We start from the raw sequence: 17354 nt of genomic DNA, 5'->3' as shown, positions 1-17354 counted from the left end.
GCCGTTCCGCCTACCCGCCCACCCGGTGACAGCACTTAGGTCAACGCTTGTTGGAATAGCGAAGACGGGCCTCGGCAAGCTCTTGACAGTGGCCTGCTCCTCTTGGTTCTGTTCTGTGCCGGGAAGGCGTGGTTCTTTGCGCCATGGGCTGGGGGATCGCCGGGACACCCGACCACCTCACCGACCATGCCCGGGAGCACGCCGCATTTCACGATCAGGACCAATCGAAGAACCGCCGAGCGGCACTTCTGCTGTGGGACGCTGATGAAACAGGCGAGGGGCTGGGTTCCGCTGCGGTTCCGGAGATGCCCGATCGGAGGTCATGGCGGCGACATGGTCACACGAGACGGCTACAAGCGATGTCAGGCGCTGGTGGACAGCCTCACGTTGCCCCGGCCCTTCTCGGTGTCCGGTCTGCTGGAGATGCTCGCCCTGTTGCGACGCCGCCCCATCGACGTCCGCACCCTTCCGGCGGGGCACACCATCAACGCCTGCGGTGCGTGGCTGCGGATGGCCGATCGTGACGTGATCTTCGTGGAGGACAAGACGAGCCAGTTCCACCGCGACCACATCGTCCTGCACGAGATCGGCCACATGCTCTGCGACCACCAGAGTGGGACCGCCGGTGTGGGGCACGGGGTCCGCCACCTCGTGCCCCACCTCTCCCCGGGGCTGATCGAGCGCCTGCTCACCCGGGCCGGCTACACCACTGACGAGGAGCAGGAGGCCGAGCTCGTCGCCAGCCTCGTCCGGATCCGGGCGCAGGCGCAGAGCTCCTGGACCGCCACCGGCGTCCTCGGCGAACTCGAGGACGCCCTCGGCATGCGGGAGCGGTGAGGCATGACCGCGACCCTGCACGACCTCGGCACCAGGGTCCTGGTCGCCGGCACGATCGCGCTGTGGCTGGCGCTCGCGCTGCGTTTACCCGGCGCGGTCCGGTCCCGCCCGCAACGCCGCCTGCTGATCGCCGTGGCGGGCCTGGCCGGCTCGATCACCGTCTACCTCGACCCGGTCACCGCCCTGCTCAGCCAGTCCGCCCTGCTGGCCAACAGCTGCGGCATCGTGATGAACGTCTGGGGCGTGCTCAGCTCGGCGTTCATCCTGGACTTCGTGCTGGCCGCGGTCGCGCGTCGGCTGCCATGGCTGGTCTACGGCGCTGCCGCGGCCGTCAGCGTCACCCTGGTGTTGCTGGATACCGAGAGCTCCCCGCAGTCCGGTTGTGTCACCTCGATCGACGTCCCGTGGTACAGCCCGTTCTGGTGGCTGCTGTGCGTCGCGCACGTGGTGGCCGTCCTGCCCTGCGCCGTGCTGTGCGCGCGCTACTCCCGGCACGCCACCACCCGCCCGCTGCGCATCGGCCTGCTCCTGCTGGCCGCGGGCTTCGCCTCCTCGACGGTCTTCTGGTCCGTGCTCGTGCTCGGCTTCCTGCTGACCCGCTCGCCGTGGCTTGGCGCGCTGTTCCCGCTCAACATCGGGCTCACCGCCTGGCTGATGATCGCCGGCGTGTCCCTGCCGCTGCTGGTCCAGGCCCGCCGCCGCTGGCAGGACCTGCGCACGTTCCGCCGGCTCGGCCCACTCTGGCAGGAGCTCGTCGCCGCCGTGCCGCACGTGGAGCTGCCCGAACCTAAGGAGTCGCGGTGGTCGACCGACCTACGGCTCTACCGCCGCGTCATCGAGATCCGCGACGCTCTTCTCGTCCTCCGCGACTACGTGGACAACGGCGTCGTCGACGCCGCGCGGGCGCACGCCAGGTCGGCAGCACCCGGGTCGGAGGACGGCGGAGCACTGACCACCGCGTGCTGGCTCGTCATCGCCGAGCACGCCAAGGCGAACGGGGCCACGCCCCGGCCCGCCGGCGAGGCGGCCGACACCGAACGCACGGCCTCGGACGACGAGTGGGCGCAGGAGGTCCGCTTCCTGGAGTCGCTGGCCCGGGCACGCCGCCATCCGCTCGTGCAAGACTTCGCCCGACAGCACGGCCACGACCAGCCACTGCTGCGGCAGCGGCACCGGGAGGCAACCGATGACGGACGGGCCCACCACACCGGATGACCCGTACAGCACCGGCGCGCTGACCAAGGACTCGCCCACCGAGCGCACCCGCCTGGAGTCCATCCAGTCCAGCACGGACGCGTTCAGCCTGGACATCCTGACCGGGCTCGGGCTCGCCCCGGACTGGGAGTGCCTGGAGTTGGGCGCGGGCGCCGGTTCGATCGCCTACGCCCTGGCCGAGCGATGCCCGCGGGGCCGGGTGGTCGCGGTGGACGTCGACACCCGCTACCTCGACGCCGGCAAGGCGCCCAACCTCGAGGTGGTCCAGGCCGACATCACCGACTCCGACTACGCGCCCGGCCAGTTCGACCTCGTCCACGCCCGGTTCGTCTTCTGCCATCTCGCCGCACGAGACGACCTCGTCGCACGAGCGACCCGCTGGCTCAAGCCCGGCGGGTGGCTCGTGGTGACCGACCCGTACCAACTTCCCGCGGACACGTCTCCGTTTCCCGCCGTCCGTCGGCTCATGGCGGCCTACCAGGACGTTTACGCCACGCACGGTGCCGACCTGACCTGGGCACGCCAGATCCCCAGCTTGTTGGCGCGTAACGGGTTGTCGTCGATCGACTTCGTCGGGCGGCTCGGCTGCATGGGCAACCTCGCGCGGGATCGCTGGCAGCCGCTCGTCAACCAGGTCGCGCCAGCCATGCTGGAGAGCGGGGCGGTGAGCCAGGCGGACATCGACGAGTTCCGGGAACGGCTCAACGACCCCACTTTCATCGACATCCCCCAGTTCATTCTCACCGCGTGGGGGCGGCTTCCATCGACAGGGCAATAACTTCTTGCCCTAACACGTGCCAGGCACCCCCGGCGGATCACTCGCGTTCACCTGGTGGCCGATCACCCGTCATGTCGGACAGGTTCAGTACGCGCCGGACCCGAACCGACCGAGGGGAGAACACCGTGCCACTCAACCGCCGAGATCTGTTGCGCGGGGCCGCCACCGCAGGAGCCCTTGGCGTCGCGTGGCCGCTGAGCGGCAAGCTGACCGTGGCACAGGCCCAGCAGGCCGCCCGCGCGTTGGGAGCCACCTGGGACGACGCCCCGTTCACCCTCGGTGTCGGCTCCGGCGACCCGCTGACCGACGGCGTCGTGTTGTGGACCCGACTCGCCCCGGAGCCCCTCGCCGAAGAGCAACCGCTGCGCGACTCGGTCGAGGTGGAGTGGGTCCTCGCCGACGACCGTGGCCTGCAGCGCCGGGTGGCACGCGGCACCGTGGAGGTCAACGCCGCGCTCGGGCACAGCGTGCACGTTGCGGTGGACGGCCTGGAGCCGGGGCGGCACTATTTCTACCAGTTCCGGGCGCTCGGCAAGACCAGCCGCGTCGGCCGCACGCGCACGGCGCCGGCCGGCCGCGTCAGCAAGGTTCGCTTCGCCTCGGCCAACTGCCAGGCGTTCCACGACGGCTACTACCCGGCACACCGTGGGATCGCCCGGGAGAACCTGGACTTCGTGGTCCACCTCGGGGACTACATCTACGAGCACGGCCAGGTCGGCGGGGACCACATCCGCGACCACGAGGGACCCGAGGTGAAGACCCTGCCCGCCTACCGGCGCCGGCACGCGCTCTACAAGAGCGACGTGTCGCTGCGGGAGGCACACGCCGCGCACCCGTGGTTCATCACCTGGGACGACCACGAGGTGGTCAACGACTACAGCGGGACCCGGCCGTCGCTACGGAGGCGGCGTGACGCCGCCTACCAGGCGTGGTTCGAGCACCTGCCGGTGCGGCCGGACCATCCGACGACACCCCACGTCTACCGGCAGCGGGAGTGGGGCGGCCTGGTGGAACTGTCCATCCTGGACCTTCGGCAGTTCCGTTCGGAGCAGAACCTGCCCAATGGCACGATCCTGGGCGCGGAGCAGAAGTCGTGGCTGAAGCAGCGCATCGACAACGCCGGGGACGCCTGGCACTGCTGGGTCAACTCCATCATGCTCAGCCAGCTTCGCCGGCCGGGTGGCGGCGGCTACATGTTCACCGACCAGTGGGACGGCTTCCTCGCCGAGCGCAAGGAGGTGCTGACCCACGTCGCCAACGCGGGGACGCAGGACCTGGTGGTCATCACCGGTGACTGGCACTCGGCGTTCGTCGACGACATCCGTCCGGACTTCGACGACACGTCGTCCCCGGTCATCGGCACCGAGTTCACCGCGCACTCGGTGAGTTCGGGCGCGTACACCCCGGAGTGGAACGCCAAGAACGGCCCGCTCATGGGCAAGGCGAACCCGCACCTGAAGTACTTCGAGGGCAACCGCTACGGCTACGACCTCTACGAGGTCACCCGCGACCGGTGGAGCACCCACATGCGGGTGGTCGGTGACCGGCGTGACCCGAACTCGCCGGTGACCACGTTGACCACCTTCCACGTGGACCGTGGAAAGGCGGGCTCCTACGAGGACAGGGGCACGATCGCCTCGCCGGCGCAGTACCGTCGCGACACCTGAGCCGCCCGGGTGCCGGAGCCCGCGGGAACGGACGCGGGCTCCGGCGCTGGGTCAGGGCTTGGCGATACTCCGCCGCCCGGTAGCGACTGGGTACGGTTTTCGTGCCCTGACAAGGGCTAAGCGCCGCGTTGCAGGCGCGCCAGCCGTCGACGTTCGAGCAGGTAGCCCACGAGGAGCAGGAACAGGTTCAGCGGGATCAACGTCCGCAGGTCGATCGGGTAGCTCCCGATGTGCGGTACGTCATCGAGGAAGGCCGCGTCACGGTGCGCGGTCCCGGGAAACAACAGGGCGACCGCCAACGTTACCCACCACAGGGCAACAAGCCCGGTGCCGATGTTGAGCCGCTCGAGATCGTATCGGCGCAGCACCCACAGATGCAGCAGCGCGAAAAGGCACAGCCCGGTCGCCAGCTGGATGGTGATGGCGTCGTGGTACTTCGCGTGCGGCGTCCACTCCGGGTTGAACATGTGTGTTTCGTTGAGGTCGTCGTAATACTGCAGCGCCGCGGTCCAGACCGCCACGACCGAGATCACCCACCTACCGACCATCACCGCCTCCAACCGCGTCGTCGGCACGCGGCCACCCAGCTCCGGAGAACTGTGCGTGCGGGCCTGCCTGGGCTGGGATCTCTCCGGCACGCCAGGAACAATCGTGGACAGTGTCGCCGCCGACGAGCTCACCCGCGAGCGGTGGCGCTGCCCGGCGGACACGTCAGGCGATGGTGGCCATCGTGCTCAGGCCCAGCAGGGCGAGCAGGAGAGAGGCGGTCGCCAGGCCGTCCCGAGTCAGATGTTGCGGGGGACCCGCAGCCATTCCTGCTCGACGAAGGAGGTGGCCAGCGCCCACATCAGGGATGCGATGACCAGGCCGCCGATCACGAAGACCGGGAAGACCAGGCCGAAGACCTCGGTACCGGCCGGGGTGGGCAGGGTCGTGTCCACCTGGACCCGCACCGCGGCCATACCGGTGTAGTGCATGCCGGTCACCGCGACCCCCATCACGAAGCCGGCCGCGATGGTCGCCGGCCAGCCCCGCACGACGATCGTGAACCAGATCGCCGCGGTGGCCGCCACCGCGGCGATGAGTACCGACAGCATCACGAGAGTGTCGTTGTAGGTCAGCTTGCCCTGGAACCGCACCGCAGCCATGCCCATGTAGTGCATGGACGCCACCCCGAACCCGGTGATCGGGCCACCGAGGAGCAACCGCCACAGCCGGAACGGGCCCCAGGTCACCGCGAACAGGCCCATGCCCACCACGACCACCGCGATGAGCGCCGACAGCGCCGTGACCGGCGCGTTGTAACGGATCGGCGCCCCGGGGATGGTGAAGCCGAGCATGGCGATGAAGTGCATCAGCCAGATGCCCACGCCGCCGATGGCCAAGGCCCCCAGCGCGGTCCACATCATCTTCTGCCGCGGCTCGCGCATCGAGCGGGCCCGGGACATGCAGAGCAGGCCCAGCAGCGATCCCGTCACTGACGTGAAGTAGGCGAGCACGAGCATCCCGTGCCCCATCGCGAAGTGGTTGACCTCGTGGTTCACAGCAGCGGTTCCGCCTTCCGGTTCCGGCGCCGGGTCAGGGCGTGTGCGACCGGCGCGACGAGGGTGTTCCGAAGGGAGCGGCGGCGACATGCGGTGCAGGTGGACGCCGGCGACGCGCCGGAGAACCGGTGGCCACGGCGAATCTGCGGGAGCGAGCGGTCACCAACGCGACGGGGCGGCCGGGGAGACAACGGGCGGTCCTTCCGGCCACTCCGGGGACGCGGACGGGTAGCGCCGGCGGCGCCAGGAAGTCGTTCCTGACGCTGATATCTCGGTCCTGGCACGGCTGTGTCCGACATCGAGGTCCCCCGGGCGTTGGTCCGAATAGCGGACATAGTTGGGGAGAACGGTTCAACACGTCTAGCCCAATTACCCCACCAGGGGTAGCCGCGCGCTACTGACCAGGAGTAACGACTTGGTCACACCGCCGTTGTGGGCATCGATATCTCATTGACTGGGACGGCTTTGTTGGCGGGAGTATCGGACATTCCGGACGCGCTGTTGTCAGGGCTCGGGCGTGGGATCGAGTTTCGGCGATTCCGGTCGCTAGAACATCCGATAGAGCGCGGAGCCGACCAGGCAGGAGGCGGTGGCGCTGCTGGCGGCGAGGCCCCAACCGATCGGGCCGAGTGGGGTGCAGCCGAAGAAGTGGCTCACCCCGGGTGTCTGGATCACCCCGCCCAGGACGGCGGCCGAGCCCAGGCTGGCCAGCAGCACCTGCCGGTCCAGACCGCCGGTGAGCAGGGTCTGTCCGAGCTGGGTGCCCACCAGGGCGGCCAGGGCCACGGTGCCGGCCCGCCGGGAGCGCCCGGTCAACCGGGCCAGCGTCCAGGCACCGACGGCACTGAGTGACGTGGTCGCCGCCCGCAGGAGCACCTCGCGATTGAGCGCCTCACCCAGCGACGCCTCCGGGCCCTCGCGCAACAGTTCTTCCACCGTCTCCCGTTCCGGGCGCCGCAGCGCGATCGCCATCGCCGGCGCGAGGTCGGTCAGCAGGTTCAGCAACAGGATCTGCCGCGTGTTGAGCGGGGACCGGCCGGTAAGCGCCGCGCCCAGCACGCTGAACGCAATCTCGCCGAGGTTGCCGCCCAACAGGATTCCCAACGCCTTACGCACCGACCACCACATCGCGCGGCCCTCGACCAACGCCGCGATGATCGTCTCCAGGCGGTCGTCGGTGACGACCAGGTCGGCCGCGGCGCGCGCGGCCGGGGTGCCCCGCCGGCCCAGGGCGATGCCTACGTCGGCCAGCCGGATGGCCGGCGCGTCGTTGGCACCGTCGCCGGTCATCGCCACCACGCGCCCCATCCGTTGGTATGCCTGGATGATCCGCACCTTCTGGGTAGGACTACACCGGGCGATCACGTCCACAGTGGGCAGTAGCTCGTCCAGCTTCTCGTCGGGCAGCGCGTCGATCTCCGAACCGGTGACGACCTTGGGTGGGGTTTTGTCCGCGCGCACGGTGGCGGCGATGGCGTCGGCGGTGGCCGGGTGGTCCCCGGTGATCATCACGATCTGCACGCCGGCGTCACGCAGTTTGGCCGCGGCCGGGGCGGCACTGGTGCGCACCGGGTCAGCCAGCGCGAGGTACCCGAGGAACGTGAGCTCGTTCACGAGCTCATCCACCCCGTTGTCCTGGAAGGGATCCCCGTTCATGCCCTCCGGCAGCACCCGCTCCGCTACCGCGAGCACCCGCCGGCCGGCGCCAGCCAAACGCTCCGCACGCGCCCCCAAGGCGCGCCGCGCCCGCGCGTCCAAGCGTCGCCGGCTGCCGTCAACGACATGCTCGGTGCATCGGGGAAGAATCACCTCGGGTGCGCCCTTGATGCTCAGCAGAACCTTCCGGCCCGCCCGGCCGGCCGTGGCGTGGTAGCCGCGGGAGGGCTCGAACGGCATCGCCCCGACCTTGCGCCAGCCACGCACCCCGGTGCCCGGCCGTACGCGTGCCCGCTGGGCGCCTTCCAGGACCGCGCGATCGGTGTGGTGGGCCAGCTCCTCCGGCCGTTCGCCGGGCGGGGTCGCCCGCAGCCCGGCCGCCAGCACCGAACGCAACGCATCGTCCAGATCGGACAGTGCACGGTGGCGGCGGCCGTTGTCGACCTCACTGAGCCGCAGCCGGCCTTCGGTGAGCGTCCCGGTCTTGTCGAAGCACAACACGTCGACCCGTCCCAACGCCTCGATGGTGCGGGGATGACGAACCAGCGCGTTGTGCTCGGCCAGCCGCCGGGCGGCGGCCAGCTGGGCGGCGTTGACCAGGAACGGCAGTCCCTCCGGTACCGAGGCGACCGCGAGGTTCACCGCGGTGCCCAACGTGTCGCGCAACGGGACGCCCCGCAGCAGGCCGGCACCGGCCACGGCCGCGCCCCCACCCACCGCCAGCGGAAGGCTGAGCTGGCCCAGCTCGCCCAGCCGCGCCTCCACCCCGGTGGTCGGCGCGCTCTGCCGGGCCGTGGCCATGCTGCGGCCCACCTCGGTGGCGCTCCCGGTCGCCACCACGACCGCCACCGCGCGCCCGGCCGCGACGGTGGTGCCCTCGTACAGCATCGAGGTCCGGTCGGCCAGCTCCGCGGCCACCACCGGCGCCGGATTCTTGGCCACCGGCAGCGACTCCCCGGTCAGCGAGGACTCGTCGGCCTCCAGGCCGGCAGCCTCAACGAGACGACAGTCGGCCGGCACCACGTCACCGGCGGCCAGCTCGACGACATCACCGGGCACCAGCTGCTCCGCGGTCACCAGCCGGGTCTCGCCGTCGCGGCGCACCTTGGCCCCGACGGCCGAACGGGCCAGCAACTCCGACAGGGCGCGGTCGGTGCGCACCCGCTGCACGCTGCCGATCAACGCCGACAGGCCGATGACGCCGACCACCAGACCGGCGTCCACCATCGAGCCCACGGCCGCCGACAGCGCCGCGCCCCCACCCAGCACCGGCGTGAGCGGGTTGGCCAGCTCCTCCAGGAACGCCGCGCCCAGGCTCGTCCCCAGTGCCGGCCGGCCACCGTTGGCCCGCCAACGGCGCCGCGCCACCTGCGTCGACAACCCCTCGATGGAGGTATGCAGATGCTCCAGCACGGCCGGGGCCGGCATCAGGTGCCACGGTGTGCACACCACGCTCGGCAGCAGCGGGCGGGTGTGCACCTGGTGCGAGCGCCACAACCCGTCGACGTGGGCCAGGGCGGCCCCGATGTTCACCGCGCGCACACTCCGGCTGGCCGGGCGGGCCCGACCCTGCAACGCGCTGACCGCACCGATGCCGCTGGCCACCTGGGACAGCAGGATCCCGTCCCGGTCCACCTGCCGCGCCGCCGCGACCGCCTCCACCACCAGCACCGCGGACTCCAGGTCCGAGCCGAGCAGCACGTGCGCGCCCCAGGGCGGGGGAGTGCCGTCGTGATGCATGCCCAGCCCGCAGTCGGCGGCACCCAGGGCCCGCCGGTCGTGCGACAGCAACACCACGACACGGCCCTCCTGCTGCAGGTGCCGCACGGTGCAGGACAGGCGCCCGTTGTGGGGCACGAGCCCGTCGGCGAAGGCCGCGTTCGGCCGTTGCCGGTCGGTGGCGAGCAGGACGCGCATGTGTGCACGCCGAGCCGCGGCGACCACGGCGTCCAGACCGGGGGTGATTTCCTCGTTCCAGGCGACCACGGCACGCAGCCGGCTCCCCGTGGCCAGGCCCAGCACGCCCTGCGCGCCGCGCCGCAGCAGGCGGTCGCGCGCCCGAACACCCCGCGTGCCACGCAGGTGGAGCTCCTCCAGGGGGCCGAGCGTCCACTTCCCGTTGTGCCGAACGGTGTCGGGGGTGTGGGCGTCGAACAGGTCGTAGGCGCGCTCGGCGATCTCGGTGGGGGACGTGCCGTTGAGCGGGACCAGGTCGGTGAGGACGGACCGGCCGGTGCGCAGCGCGGTCTCGTCCAACACCAGGGTGTCCAGCAGGTCGAGCCGGCGCAGCACGGCCGAGTCGAGCACGAGCGTGCCGCGGCGGGCCAGCACGCGGCCGAGGTGCGCGGCGAAGGCCGCCCGGCCGGTCTCGGCGGCCTTGGGCAGGGCGGCGAATCCCACCGCCATGGCACGCCGCAGGCCCGCGAACGGGACAGCCGCGGTTGCGGCACCGACGCCCGTTGCCAGGATGCGTTGGGCGTAGCGCTCGACGGGGCCATCGGGCAGCGGGCGGGGTCGTGCGGTGACCACCGGATCGGCCGAGGCGTGCTCGGGGCCGCGGATCAGCTCGTCCTCGGTCTTCCGCCACGCTCGCTGTGTCTCTGTGCGCTCCTGCCACTGGGCGAGCCGCTGTGCGATGTCCAGCAGGGTGCCCTCCCCGCCGGCGGCCAGGCCCGCCGCCAGTGCGCCGGTCATGGACAGCAGCGAGCCGGCCCGCTCGTGGCCCCGCAGCCGCATGTCGGCCAGCTCCCGCAGCCGCGGGTGCAGGTTCACCGCCGACACCAGGGCGGCGATCTCGGTGGGCAGTGGCGCGATGTTAGCCAGCCGGGTCGCGCCGGATAGCGCCAGCGCCGCGGCGTCCACCCCGAGGGTGGGCATCAGCCGGGTGCCGCGGGCACCGTCGACGGGAGGGTGCAGCTCGTCCTCGGCGATCTCCTCGGCCGTGCTGGCCGGCGCGGCCTCCGCCCAGGACACGCCGTCGAGCAGGTCGCTCACGGGGGCGGGCGGGTCGGCGAGGGCGACCACGACCCGCGCGATGGGCGCGTTGACCCGGGCCCACGCCACCCCGGGGTGCCGCTCCAGCACGCGCTCGATCCGGCGGCACACCCGGGTCCCGTCGGGCCCGTGCACCCCGTGCGCCTCGATGTACACCCGGCCGGGGTGAGCCCATACCCGACGGCGGGCGCGGTCGTAACGGGCCAGGGCCGAACGGGCCACTCCCTTGAGGACATCACCGACCGCGTCCGCCGGGTCCGGCACCCGTACCCCGAGTAGCTGCATGCTCCCCGTCCTGCCATCCGATCTCGTCGTCCTGGAACGGGGTTCCCATTCGGGCGCGACATCAGGCTCCCCATGCCCGCACCGCCGCGATGCCATCCTCCGGTAGCCCACTACCCGGCGCACCTCGGAGCGGCCGGTCGGCCCATGTCGGGTGATCTCCGGAGGACGGGTGACCGGCGGGCCGGGTTCGAGTCCGGAAAAGATTCATCCGGTACGGGGGCAGACACCGGTGTGACGCCTCGTGCGAGTGTCCGGGAAAACCAGCGGAAATGGTGCTTGTGACGTTTCCGTCACCCCGATGGCTGGTGAGGTCGTCGGATTGCCGTTCGTAATGTTCATGGACGCGGTCACGGCGTGGCCCGGGGCGAGCTCCGTCCCGGGGACTTCGAAGCCGCCCGCGACCGTGCCACGAACCATCGCAACCGCGGAGAAAAGAGGAAACAGACGATGAGAAAGCGGATCGCCGGTGCCGTGGTCGGGCTCGCCAGCGCGGGCCTGCTGGCCGGATCCGGCCTGGCCGGCGCCCAGGAGACGCCGCTGGCGCCCGAGCACCCGCGGGTTGAGGCGAAGATCAGCTTCGTCAACCCGGGTGAGATCGGCCTGCCCGAGCCCTACGGCAAGATTGTGGCCCACATGAAGGACGGCGGCTCGGTCGTCATTTGGGAGAAGAACAACCGGCTGTCCACGCCGTGGACCGCTTACCGCACCTTCTACGCCGATCCGCAGAACATCGAGTACATCGATTTCGACGTCAAGGAAGCCGACCTCTGGCCGGACTACGACGATCTGCTGGCCGAAGGGTCCCGGTTGGCCTACGGCCTGGGTGGCTACGCAATGACCGGGCCGAACGGTTCGGTGAACGTCACCCTCACCTCGGGTTCCTGATCTCCTCACCCCCGAACAGCTCCGCCTGATCTTCGATAAGCGGATCGTCGGCCCGTGCCCGGACCAGCCGGCGATTCACCGGCGCGCCGCACCCGTCCCCGACGGGTGCGGCGCGCTCGCGTGTCCGGCCGTGGGACGCCACGCCGTGGGCCCCGCGCGGGCCCGCACTCCTTGCGGCGGTCCCGCGATCGCCGAGGGTCGGGCTTGACGTGATGCGCACCCCACCGTACCGTCCTATTCCGTAAAGTAGAACATAAATTTCGTAATACGGAATGACTGCGAGGTGAGGGGCAGCGCGCGCATCGCCACACGGCGATGTGGAGCGCGCCCGGAGCCGAGCAACCCAACACGGAAGGACGGCGAGCGGTGTTCCCCTCTTCCTGCCGGTTCGACGTCAACCTGTCGATCCTGTTCACCGAGCTGCCGCTGGCGCAGCGGCCGGCGGCGGCCAGGGCCGCGGGCTTCGACGCCATCGAGCTGTGGTGGCCGTTCGACACCGCGGTCCCCAGTGACACCGAGGTGGATGCGTTCGTTCGCACCGTGCGGGATGCCGGCGTGCAGCTCGTCGGGCTCAACTTCTGCGCCGGTGACATGCCGGGCGGCGACCGCGGGCTGGTCTCCTGGCCGGGGCGGGCGACGGAGTTTGCCGACAACGTCGACGTGGTCGTCGGCATCGGTGAGCAGCTCGGCTGCCGCGCCTTCAATGCCTTGTACGGCAACCGGATCGACGGTGTGGACCCGGCCGAGCAGGACGACCTGGCGGCCCGGAACCTCGCGCTGGCCGCCGAGGCGGTCGCCCGCATCGACGGCATCGTCCTGGTCGAGCCGGTCAGCGGCGCCCCGGCCTACCCGCTCCGCATCGCCACCGACGCGCTCGCAGTGATCGACCGGGTCACCCGCGAGTCCGGTGTGGACAATCTGCGCCTGCTCGCCGACCTGTACCACCTGGCCGTCAACGGCGACGACGTCGAGGCCGCGATCGCCACGCACGCCGCCCGGATCGGGCACGTCCAGATCGCCGACGCGCCGGGGCGCAACGAGCCCGGAACCGGGCGGCTCGACCTCGCCGGACAGCTCACCCGGCTGGCCAACAACGGCTACGCCGGTTTCGTCGGCCTGGAGTACCAGCCCAGCGGGGCGAGCGCCGACAGCTTCCACTGGCTGCCCCGGGACCGCCGGGCCGCCTGAACCACCACGTACGCAACGAAAATCGCGGAGGACGTCGTGACCGCAGTGGGATTCGTCGGCCTGGGCATCATGGGCTCCCCCATGGCCGGCCACCTTGTGGCCGCCGGGCACCAGGTCACCGGCTTCGACCTGGCCACCGAGGCGGTGCGCAAGCTGGCGCAGACAGGTGGCCGCACCGCCGGTAGCGTCGCGGAGGCCGTGGACGGCGCCGAGGTCGTCATCACCATGCTCCCGGCCGACCCCCAGGTGGAGCAGGTGGTGCTCGGCGAGGGCGGAGTACTGGAAGCGGCCAAGCCCGGCACCCTCGTCATCGACATGAGCACCATTCGGCCCGAAACCTCCCAGGCCGTGGCCAGGGCCGCCACCGAGCGCGGGTTGCGCGCCCTGGACGCGCCGGTCTCCGGCGGCGAGACCGGCGCCAGGCAGGCCAGCCTGTCCATCATGGTGGGTGGCGCCGAGGCCGACTTCGCGCAGGCCCGCCCGCTGCTGGAGGCGCTGGGCAAGACGATCGTCCACGTGGGACCCGCCGGTGCCGGCCAGGTCGTCAAGGCCGCCAACCAACTCGTGGTCGGCGGGATCTACGCCCTGGTCAGCGAGGCCATCGTGTTGCTGGAGGCGGCGGGGGTGGACCCCGGACCGGGACTGGACGTGCTCGCCGGCGGCCTCGCCGCCAACCGCATCCTCGACCTCAAGCGGGAGTCGATGATCGCTCGACAGTTCCAGCCCGGATTCCGGATCGACCTGCACCACAAGGACATGGGCATCGTGCTGGCCGCCGCCCGGCAGGCCGAGGTCGCCCTGCCCGTCAGTGCCCTGATCGCCCAGCTCATCGCGGCCGGGCGGGCCATGGGCTACGGGTCGCTGGACCACTCCGCCCTGCTCAGGGTCGTCGAGCAGCTCTCCGGCCGGCCCGCCTGAAAGCCCCCGTCCCCCACAGGTCGCGGGCGGCCGGCCGACGCAACAGCCGGCCAAGCGAAACGCACGGCCGGCCGCCCGCTCCCGAAAGGTGTCTACCACCATGCCCAAGATCCCCGCCATGCAGGCGGTGGTCGAGGTCCTCAAGTCCGAGGGCGTCGACACCGTCTTCGGCTGCCCCGGCGCCGCCATCCTGCCGCTGTACAAGGCAATGGAACAGGACCGGGGCATCGAGCACCTCGTCGTGCGCCACGAGGAGGGCGCCACGCACATGGCCGATGGCTGGGCGCGCACCACCGGCAACGTGGGCGTCGCCATCGGCACCTCCGGTCCCGCCGGAACCAACATGATCACCGGCCTCTACACGGCGATCGCCGACTCCATCCCGATCGTCTGCATCACCGGACAGGCCGTCAGCAGCAAGCTGCACCAGGAGGCGTTCCAGGCGGTCGACATCGTCGAGATCGCCCGCCCGGTCACCAAATGGGCGGTGCAGCTTAAGGAAGCAGCCCAGGCCCCGTGGATCTTCCGCGAAGCGTTCCGTATCGCCCGCTCCGGCCGCCCCGGCCCGGTGCTGGTCGACATCCCGCTGGACGTGGCCAAGCAGGAGATCGAGTGGGACGCCGGCCTCGACGCCCCGCTGCCGGTCGCCGCCGTCGAGCCACACCTGCCCCGGGTGGAGCGCGCCCTGGACATGCTGCTGGCCGCCGAGCGTCCGCTGCTGCTGGCCGGCGGCGGCGTGATCCTGGCCGGCGGCACCGACGAGCTCGTCGAGCTGGCCGAGTACCTCGACGTCCCGGTCCAGGTCACCCTGATGGGCAAGGGCGCCATCCCGGAAGACCACCGGCTGTTCGCCGGCATGACCGGGATCCAGACCCACCAGCGCTACGGCAACGCCTCGTTCCTGGAGTCCGACCTCGTGCTCGCCGTCGGCGCCCGGTTCGGCGACCGGCACACCGGCGAGCTCGACGTCTACCGCGGCGACCGCAGATTCATCCACGTCGACGTCGAGCCCACCCAGCTGGGCAGGGTCTTCGGCCCGGACCTGGGCATCGTCTCCGACGCCCGGCTGTTCCTGCGCGAACTGCTCGCCGCGGCCCGGCGCCGTACCACCGCCCGGACCGCGGGTAGCTGGGTGGAGCGGGTCAACGAGCTGAAGCGGACCCTGACCCGGCCGATGGACTCCGGCGACGTCCCGATCAAGCCCAACCGGGTGTTCAACGAGATCAACCAGACCTTCGGCCCCGACACCTACTTCGTCACCGCGATCGGCCTCTACCAGATCTGGTCCGGCCAGTTCCAGCAGACCTTCCAGCCCCGGCACTACCAGGTCTGCGGGCAGGCCGGCCCGCTCGGCTGGGAGATCCCGGCCGCGATCGGCGTCAAGAAGGCCAAGCCACAGGCCGAGGTCGTCGGCGTGGTCGGTGACTACTCCTTCCAGTTCCTGGTGGAGGAGCTGGCCGTGGCCGCGCAGTACGACGTCCCGTTCGTCCTCGTCATGCTCAACAACGAGTACCTCGGCCTGATCCGCTTCGCGGAGAAGGGCTACGACATGAACTACGAGGTCGACATCCACTACGACGAGTTCGGCTCGGACAATGTCAAGATCATGGAGGCGTACGGTTGCTCCGGCCGCCGGGTCCGCGACCCGGAGGAGATCCGCGGCGCCCTGGAGTGGGCCCGCAAGGAGGCCGAACGCACCAGCCGGCCGGTGCTGGTGGAGGTGATGATCGAACGGGAGGCCGACATCGCCGCCGGTACCCGCATCGACCGGATCATCGAGCCCGAGCCCGTGCCGAACCCGTAGGGGCACCACATGAGCCACGTCGTCATCGCTCCGGACAAGTTCAAGGGGTCGCTCACCGCGCGGGAGGTGGCCGACCACGTCGCCGCGGGCATCGCCGAGGTGACCCCCGGCGTCGAGGTGCGGCGCGCCCCGATCGCCGACGGCGGCGACGGCACCCTGGACGCGGCGGTGTCCGCCGGCTTCCGCCGGGTGCCGGTCCGGGCCGCCGGCCCCACCGGCCGGCCGGTGGACACCGCCTACGCGGAGCGGGACGGCACGGCCGTGGTCGAGCTGGCCGACGCCTCCGGGCTACGCCGCCTGCCCGGCGGCACCAGGGCCCCGCTGACCGCCGCCAGCGCCGGGACCGGGGAGGTGGTGCGGGCGGCTCTGGAGGCGGGCTGCCACACCGTCGTCCTCGGGCTGGGCGGCAGCGCCTGCACCGACGGCGGCGCCGGGATGGTCGAGGCGCTGGGCGGCCGGCTGCGCGACGAGGCCGGCCGGCCGGTCGGGGCGGGCGGCGCGGCACTGGCCCGCGCCGCCGAGCTGGACCTGTCCGGGCTGCACCCGGCGGTGACCACGACCCGGTTCGTGGTCGCCTCGGACGTGGACAACCCGCTGCTCGGGCCGGCCGGGGCCGCGGCGGTCTACGGGCCGCAGAAGGGGGCCAGCCCGGCCGAGGTGGCCCTGCTGGAGGCCGGCCTGCGCCGCTGGGCGGAACTGACCGCCCGCGCGGTCGGCAAGGACCTCGCCGGCGAACCAGGGGCAGGCGCCGCCGGCGGGGTCGGGCACGCCGCACTCGCCGTCCTCGGCGCGGAGCTGCGGTCGGGTGTTGGGTACCTGCTCGACCTGCTCGACGTTCGGGCGCAGCTGCGCGGGGCGCGGCTGGCGGTGACCGGGGAGGGCTCGCTGGACGCCCAGACCCTGCGCGGCAAGGCGCCGGCGGGGCTGGCCGCGGCGGCGCGGGCCGAGGGGGTGCCGGTGGTGGCAGTCGCCGGACAGGTCGCGCTCGATGCCCGCCGGCTGCGGCAGGCGGGCATCGAGCGCGCATACGCGCTGACCGCCCTGGAACCGGACGTGGCGCGGTGCGTGGCGAACGCCGCCGTGCTGGTGCAGCGGCTCGGTGCCCAGATCGCATGCGACTGGCTGCGTTGACGGTCGTGGCGCCGTGACTTCCTGGTCCGCACGGGGAACCAGGACCCGGCGACGCGACATGTCGGGGTGACCCGGCACGGAGCGGGTTCCCGCCTCGACGGTCGGGACGTCCGCTGAGCGGAGGTAGCGGAGGTAACAGCCCCTGAACCGGGCCTGGCCGGGCCGGCCGTAACTGCGTCGTCGACCGGCCGACCGTCCAGGCTCCCCGGGGTGGTCCCGTCGGGCTGGGCCCACGGGTGCCCACACACGATGCCCGTCCCGGCGGTACCACCCACCGCCCGGCTGGCCGCGGCATCGCCGGCCGCCAGGCAGGGCCGGTGAATCAAGGCCAAGCGCCGCGGAGTGGCCCTTGACCCCGGTTCGGGCCGGACATAAGTTTCGTTTCGAGAAAGAGCGATTCCATAAATCGGAATCTTTCAGTGCGGATCAACGTGGATTAGTGCGGATGGAGC

At 71.5% G+C, this 17354-nt stretch carries 12 protein-coding genes; 9 read left to right on the top strand and 3 right to left on the bottom strand.

All coding sequences use genetic code 11. The features are described from left to right. Nucleotides 1-333: 333 nt before the first annotated feature. The 4 genes from IEY55_RS10015 to IEY55_RS10000 all read left to right on the top strand — a co-directional run bounded on the left by IEY55_RS10015 (nt 334) and on the right by IEY55_RS10000 (nt 4497). A complete protein-coding gene (locus IEY55_RS10015; protein WP_189056343.1) occupies nt 334-837 on the top strand; it encodes a hypothetical protein in 504 nt (167 codons plus the stop codon). Between the two features lie 3 nt (nt 838-840). Beyond that, nucleotides 841-2052: an MAB_1171c family putative transporter gene (locus IEY55_RS10010; RefSeq protein WP_229686230.1), complete on the top strand. Its 1212-nt coding sequence runs from the start codon at nt 841-843 to the stop codon at nt 2050-2052. Further along, entirely contained in the window at nt 2024-2830 is an 807-nt protein-coding gene (locus IEY55_RS10005; protein WP_189056341.1) for a class I SAM-dependent methyltransferase, read from the top strand. The genes IEY55_RS10010 and IEY55_RS10005 overlap by 29 nt, the downstream gene beginning before the upstream one ends. 125 nt (nt 2831-2955) lie before the next feature. Then, nucleotides 2956-4497, top strand: coding sequence for an alkaline phosphatase D family protein (locus tag IEY55_RS10000; protein WP_189056339.1), 1542 nt, complete (start codon nt 2956-2958; stop codon nt 4495-4497). 116 nt (nt 4498-4613) lie between these two features. On the opposite strand, the gene IEY55_RS09995 is transcribed toward IEY55_RS10000, so the two are convergent. The 3 genes from IEY55_RS09995 to IEY55_RS09985 form a co-directional block, all read right to left on the bottom strand. Next, complete coding sequence (locus IEY55_RS09995) at nt 4614-5135, bottom strand: DUF6640 family protein (RefSeq protein ID WP_229686229.1); 522 nt, start codon at nt 5133-5135, stop codon at nt 4614-4616. A gap of 147 nt (nt 5136-5282) precedes the next feature. After that, a complete protein-coding gene (locus IEY55_RS09990; RefSeq protein ID WP_229686228.1) occupies nt 5283-6041 on the bottom strand; it encodes an MHYT domain-containing protein in 759 nt (252 codons plus the stop codon). Nucleotides 6042-6587: 546 nt separating this feature from the next. Then, the gene (locus IEY55_RS09985) at nt 6588-10976 is read right to left on the bottom strand and encodes a cation-translocating P-type ATPase (RefSeq protein ID WP_189056334.1); all 4389 of its coding nucleotides are present in this window, start codon (nt 10974-10976) and stop codon (nt 6588-6590) included. 447 nt (nt 10977-11423) lie between these two features. Here IEY55_RS09985 and IEY55_RS09980 point away from each other — a divergent pair, with 447 nt between their 5' ends. The 5 genes from IEY55_RS09980 (at nt 11424) to IEY55_RS09960 (ending at nt 16902) form a co-directional block, all read left to right on the top strand. Further along, nucleotides 11424-11861, top strand: a complete 438-nt coding sequence (locus IEY55_RS09980; protein ID WP_189056332.1) for a hypothetical protein — start codon at nt 11424-11426, stop codon at nt 11859-11861. Between the two features lie 366 nt (nt 11862-12227). Continuing rightward, the gene (locus IEY55_RS09975; RefSeq protein ID WP_229686227.1) at nt 12228-13049 is read left to right on the top strand and encodes a hydroxypyruvate isomerase family protein; all 822 of its coding nucleotides are present in this window, start codon (nt 12228-12230) and stop codon (nt 13047-13049) included. A gap of 36 nt (nt 13050-13085) precedes the next feature. Then, entirely contained in the window at nt 13086-13967 is an 882-nt protein-coding gene (locus IEY55_RS09970) for a 2-hydroxy-3-oxopropionate reductase (protein ID WP_189056328.1), read from the top strand. Between the two features lie 100 nt (nt 13968-14067). Continuing rightward, nucleotides 14068-15771 (top strand): glyoxylate carboligase, encoded by a 1704-nt coding sequence (gcl, locus tag IEY55_RS09965; RefSeq protein WP_189056326.1) that lies wholly within the window; start codon nt 14068-14070, stop codon nt 15769-15771. A 9-nt stretch (nt 15772-15780) separates the two neighbouring features. Then, the gene (locus IEY55_RS09960; RefSeq protein ID WP_189056324.1) at nt 15781-16902 is read left to right on the top strand and encodes a glycerate kinase; all 1122 of its coding nucleotides are present in this window, start codon (nt 15781-15783) and stop codon (nt 16900-16902) included. Nucleotides 16903-17354: the final 452 nt, after the last annotated feature.

The sequence above is a fragment of the Longimycelium tulufanense genome (assembly GCF_014645795.1).
Lineage (GTDB): Bacteria > Actinomycetota > Actinomycetes > Mycobacteriales > Pseudonocardiaceae > Longimycelium > Longimycelium tulufanense.
The sequence above is the reverse complement of the archived record's forward strand: the minus strand, read 5'-3'. Positions and strand labels throughout refer to the sequence as shown.